Source organism: Methylobacterium sp. P3_A11, assembly GCF_056403155.1.
Window position 1 is genome coordinate 1 of the sequence record NZ_JBFUGA010000192.1, and the last position, 4,903, is coordinate 4,903.

Genomic DNA, 4,903 nt, shown 5'->3' on the forward strand with positions numbered 1-4,903 from the left:
AGCGCGGCGTCTTCGGTCCCATCGCCGCGTCATGCACGAAGGCTCGCTTACGCCACTTCGCGACTGTCTTGGGGTTCAGTCCATGCTGGGCGGCAAGATCTTTGAGCGGAGCTTTCGATCGCTGTAGCGTTGCTCTGACCGCGTGCGTGGTCGTGGCGCAGCCGTGAAGAACCTGTCCCATAACGCCTCCCGGTGTGCGGCGGTTACAGCTAAATTGATGCCACCACACCGCGGGACTGCACACCTAGGAGCCCGTCCGAGTAACGAGTTCACGAGGTGGGATGAGCGTCGAAGTCTGGGCAGACGTGTGCGTCGGCTTTGGGCTCAGTGCCCGGCCTTCGCCAATTTGAGGAGGTTGTGGGCGGTGCAGATCAGCGCCCATTCGCCCCGGACCTGATCGAGGCCGCGGAGTAAGAACTGTCGGAAGCCCCGGGCCTGCTTGATCTGCCCGAATACCGGCTCGACGACCTGCTTCCGGAGGCGATAGCGGCTGCGGCGGCCAGCCCGCTTCAGGCGCGCAGCCATCGCGCTCATCAACGGCATCTTCGTCAGCCTCCGGCGGCCGGCCGCGTCCGCCTCGCCATGACGTGCTCGACCCGGAGCGAGGTAGCCCGTGATGCCCCGCAGCTGCAGCGCGGCCAGGTTCGCCTCGTTGGCAAAGCCAGCGTCGCCCGAGACCTCGCGTGGTTTGCGCCCGAGATGAGCGTGGACGTCGTCCACAAGCGGCACGAGGGCGCGGTAGTCGGCTGAGTTAGTCACGAGGCGGTGCGCGACGATCACCTGATGCGCGGCATCGACGGCGATCTGCCCGTTGTAGCCCTGCACGAAGCCATCGCGGGTGGGCAGGATCCGGCTGTCCGGGTCGGTGAAGTTGCGCTGCGCCCGGTCGGGCGGACCGCCGTCCTGACTGCGTAGAGGCCGCCCCTGCCAACGCATGCCCGAGGACGCACCCGGCCCGCTCTCGTCCTCGGGGTTGGGCGGCTCGACCGCTTCCGCCTCCAGCGCAGCCTTGGCGGCACGGATCGTCTCCAGCCGCCGCTGCTTGTCGGCCATCCAGTCCGGCGTCTCGTCTCCACGACGGGTCGCGCCCTGCGCCTCATCCTCAGCCGCGTCCGCCTCACGCGCTTGCTCCAGCCAGGCGTCGACCTCGGCGGCCAGCGCTGGCTCGGCTGTCTTCATGCGTGCGTAGCTCATCGCCTTGTGGCGGGAGGCGTTGGCCTTCACCTTGGTGCCGTCCACCGCCACGTGGGCGAACTGGACCAAACCAGCCGCCCGGCACAGGCGCAGCACCTGCACGAACAGGTCGGACAGGGCCACGAGGTGGCGCTTGCGGAAGTCGGCGATGGTTCGGAAGTCCGGTCGGTTCAGGCCAGTCACCGCCATGACGTCGACCCGCTCCTCGCAGGCCCGGGCGAGCTGACGCGAGGAATACAGGCCGCGGCTGTAGCCGTAGAGCAGGAGCGCCACCATCATGCCGGGATGGTAGGGCGGGTAGCCGCGCTCCTCTGTGTAGGTGTCGAGGATGGCCGAGAGGTCGAGCGCCTCCCGCACCGTGTCGCGGACAAAGTGCGCCATGTGCCAGGGTGGCACGAACTCGTGCAACGAGGGCGGCAGCAACCAGCCCTGATCCACATCCCAGGAGCGAAACACCTTGGCCATGAGCAGAGTGAATCACTCCCAGGCCACGCCGTCGAGAGGATTACTCGGACGGGCTCCTAGGCGCCGAGGGCGGGGCGCGCCGCCGGCACGCCGGCCCGCGCGGCGCCCATCCCGGGCCGGAACCGGAGCATCGGCCGCTCGATCAGGTGCCAGCTCAGCAGGCCGAGGGGGAGAGCCACCGCGAACGTCAGGGCGGCGACCGTCCAGGGGGAGATCCCGGGGATCCAGGCCACAAGAAGGTTCTGCACCGGCCACGCATAGAGGTAGAGCCCGTAGGACGGGTCGACCTGCGCGGTGGCGCGGCTGAGGGCATTGGGGCGCACCGCGAAGGCGAACCAGAAGATCAGATAGCCGCCGAGGATCGCGAAGGCGGGCTCGGCCAGCGGCCGGCTGAACATCAGCGGCAGGAGCAGGAGGGCGGCCAGGGCAGCGCCGCGCCGGCTGTAGGTGATCCGGTCGGCGAACAGCTGGAAGGCTCCGCCGCAGCAGAACACGAAGGTGAGGCGGATCATCTCCGACAGGGAGCCCAGGGTATCGCCAGGATGGCCCACGGGCAGGCAGAGCCAGCGCAGGACGAGGAGGGCGCCGAGCCCGGCGAGGAGGGCGAGATAGCGCCCCCGGCGGCGCAGGGCGCGGGCGGTGCCGACGAGGCCGAGCAGCAGGTAGCAGCCGAACTCGCAGGGGATCGTCCACATCGAGCCGTTGAGCAGCGGATAGGGCAACTCCGCGAAGGCGCCCGGGACCACCGGCATGAGCAGCAGCGACAGCCGCACGAGGGTCTGCAGGGGCGAGGCCGCCGCCAGGTCGCCGCCAGCGAGGGGCGCGACGACGGCGATGCACAGGAGCGATGCGACCACGAAGGCCGGATAGATCCGCAGAACCCGCCGCCTGAGGTAGTCGGCGAAGGAGCGCTTGGCGCGGTAGCTCGCGGTGATCAGGTAGCCGCTCACGAGGAAGAAGCCGTCGACCGCGATCTCCCCGAGGGACAGGGTGCCGAAGACCTGCGTCAGCAGCTCCCGCGACCGGTTTCCGTCCACGAGTTCGGGGGCGTGCGCGAGGATGACGAGGCCTGCGAACAGGAGACGCAGGGAGCCGAAATTGTTCGCCCGCGGATCCCGGCCGCCCGTCGCCTCCACCAAACCTGCCCGCTCCACAACGCCTGTGTCCGTCGATCAGGGGCCGGGAAACGGTACGCGAAGGCAAGGACGCGGGGGCAACACCCGCGGAGTATCTGGCGGCGCCCGCCGTTGCCGGAGCGGGTGCGCCGGAGCCGCCGGGATCTGGAACCGGCACAGCTGCAACCGGCGGCGCCGCCGGCTTGCCTGCGCGGATCGCTCCGGCGCCGTGACGGACGACCCCGGTCTCCCTGCCCGCGGATTCAGCCCGGCGCGCTCGCGCGCGGCCTGACGCGCCCGAGCGATCATCTTCGCCAACGCTTCCGCGACGTCCGAGCCGCAGCGCAGACTGGCCAAGTGCGATTGCGTGCCAAGTGCGATCGCGTCTGTGCCGTTGCGCTGGCGGCGCGGTTGGGCTAGGGAATGCCACGGCCAGCACCCGTAGCTCAGCTGGATAGAGCGTTGCCCTCCGAAGGCAAAGGTCACACGTTCGAATCGTGTCGGGTGCGCCAGTTTCCTCAGTGATTTAAGCGGCCTGCCCCCCGTAGTCGGGAGATCGCCGCGGAAGCGGAGCAGGCGGCTCGAATTGCTCGCTCATCCCCTGCCCCGGCGACGGCCCGCCTCGCCAGCATGACGCGTCCAAGCCACGCTCAGGGCGCGGCTATGACGGCCGAACTGGCCCCGAGCGGCATGCTTCGGGTTGGACTCATCGAGGCGCCGTCCGCCGGACTGATCTTCGTCAACCGTGCGGCCGATGGAACACCCGAAGGCGTGACGGCCGATCTGAGCGCGGATCTCGCCCGCCGATCAGGACTGCCGCTTGCTTTCACCCTGTTCCCGAATTCGGGTGCCGCGGCCGCGGCACTCCAGGCCGAGGCGATCGACGTCAGCTTCATGCCGGTCGACGCGACCCGACGGCAGAGGATCGACTTCGGGCCGGGCTATTACGACCTGGAGAGCACCTATCTGGTCAGCGCCGCGTCAGACATCATCGACGTGGCGCAGGTGGATCGACCGGGCCTTCGAGTCCTGGCGATCGATGGCACCACTACCTTCCGCGCCTCCGCCCGCACACTGATCCACACACAGCCTGTCGCCGTTTCGTCCGTCGCCGAGGCGATCGCGGGCATGCGCAACGGGCAGGCGGATGCCTTCGCCCTATCGCGCGACACGCTGCGGCCTGTCGTGCAGGAGGTGCCGGGGTCCCGGATCGTCAGTGGCGGCTTCCAGCAGACCCAGGTCGCCGTCGCCGTGCCAAAGAGCCGTCCGGGCGCCCTCGCCGCCGTGACCGCCTGGATGGCTGAGGCCAAGCGGGCAGGCGTCGTTCGCAGGATCTTCGACGCGCGTGGCTTCCGCGACGATGCGGTTGCATCCTGACTGTGCGACTCTCTGGCCGGTGCCAGGCGGCGCACCGGACGGATGCCGGGGGGAGCCCGTGTACCTCTCCGATCGGTTGAGAGAGGATCTGACGTGACAGCCGGTGGTCCACCCAACAAGTTGGCTGAGGTTGCCGGACTGGCGGCTGCAATCGCCGACCGCATCCTAGAGCAGCACGAGGCTGGTGCCACGATCCCGCCGGAGCAATTCCGGATGCTCGTCAGCGCAGCCCGGATGCTTCTGGACAATGACGTCCCGTGGCCGCCGTCGGTGACCTACCTCGTGATGGAGGTTGCGCGGCGCGTCGCGGAGGCCGAACCTGCGCCAAAGGACCCGGATGTGGCGATGCACCTGACGAAGTCTCCCGACGGAGCGAAAGGCTCCTGAGCCTCACCGTCCGTGAGCGACGACTGCAACCCTGGACACTTTCCGTCGTCCGGCCGGTTCACTCGCGGCTGCATGACGGTCGAGATCGAGACCCGACGGATCGCCGGCCCCCGGCGGCCGGGGGCTGATCAGGACGGGATCGTCACCTGCCGGCACCCGCGATTTATTTCCGCGCCGGTGGCCTGCCAAGCGCTGGTCGCGGTCCTTGGCGCGGACGGCATCCCGTGTTCGGAGCAACAGCTGGTGGCACGGCCCACAGGCGGCATCGTCAGCGTCATTGAGGAAGCCTTAAAGGCCAAGTGATTATAAGTTTCGCACAACCGATCCCAGGTCCGTGCAGGGTCATCAGTGAGCCAGCTTAAATC

The 4,903-nt window shown here is 68.8% G+C and carries 6 protein-coding genes and 1 tRNA gene; 4 read left to right on the forward strand and 3 right to left on the reverse strand.

Annotated features, from left to right (window positions below; all coding sequences use genetic code 11):
* From AC1DXK_RS30095 to AC1DXK_RS30105, 3 genes are all read right to left on the reverse strand, one after another.
* Positions 1 to 181: transposase (locus AC1DXK_RS30095; RefSeq protein ID WP_477299089.1), on the reverse strand; the 181-nt coding region annotated here is incomplete at its 3' end.
* 143 nt (positions 182 to 324) lie between these two features.
* A complete protein-coding gene (locus AC1DXK_RS30100) occupies positions 325 to 1,659 on the reverse strand; it encodes an IS1182 family transposase (protein ID WP_457108847.1) in 1,335 nt (444 codons plus the stop codon).
* Between the two features lie 56 nt (positions 1,660 to 1,715).
* Positions 1,716 to 2,795: an acyltransferase family protein gene (locus AC1DXK_RS30105; RefSeq protein ID WP_477299646.1), complete on the reverse strand. Its 1,080-nt coding sequence runs from the start codon at positions 2,793 to 2,795 to the stop codon at positions 1,716 to 1,718.
* A 414-nt stretch (positions 2,796 to 3,209) separates the two neighbouring features.
* Between AC1DXK_RS30105 and AC1DXK_RS30110 the strand changes: the two genes are divergently transcribed.
* The 4 genes from AC1DXK_RS30110 to AC1DXK_RS30125 all read left to right on the forward strand — a co-directional run bounded on the left by AC1DXK_RS30110 (position 3,210) and on the right by AC1DXK_RS30125 (position 4,841).
* Positions 3,210 to 3,286, forward strand: a tRNA-Arg gene (locus AC1DXK_RS30110).
* Positions 3,287 to 3,464: 178 nt separating this feature from the next.
* On the forward strand, positions 3,465 to 4,151 hold the full coding sequence (locus AC1DXK_RS30115; RefSeq protein WP_477299644.1) for a transporter substrate-binding domain-containing protein: 687 nt from the start codon (positions 3,465 to 3,467) through the stop codon (positions 4,149 to 4,151).
* Positions 4,152 to 4,244: 93 nt separating this feature from the next.
* Positions 4,245 to 4,538, forward strand: a complete 294-nt coding sequence (locus AC1DXK_RS30120; RefSeq protein ID WP_477299645.1) for a hypothetical protein — start codon at positions 4,245 to 4,247, stop codon at positions 4,536 to 4,538.
* A 72-nt stretch (positions 4,539 to 4,610) separates the two neighbouring features.
* Positions 4,611 to 4,841 carry a hypothetical protein gene (locus tag AC1DXK_RS30125; RefSeq protein WP_457107146.1) on the forward strand — a complete coding sequence of 77 codons (231 nt, stop codon included), beginning with the start codon at positions 4,611 to 4,613 and terminating at the stop codon, positions 4,839 to 4,841.
* The last annotated feature ends 62 nt before the right edge of the window (positions 4,842 to 4,903 follow it).

Coding starts and splice junctions, on each gene's coding strand:
- AC1DXK_RS30125 (WP_457107146.1), top strand. CDS start 4,611: ATGACGGTCGAGATCGAGACCCGACGGATCGCCGGCCCCCGGCGGCCG.
- AC1DXK_RS30115 (WP_477299644.1), top strand. CDS start 3,465: ATGCTTCGGGTTGGACTCATCGAGGCGCCGTCCGCCGGACTGATCTTC.
- AC1DXK_RS30100 (WP_457108847.1), bottom strand. CDS start 1,659: ATGGCCAAGGTGTTTCGCTCCTGGGATGTGGATCAGGGCTGGTTGCTG.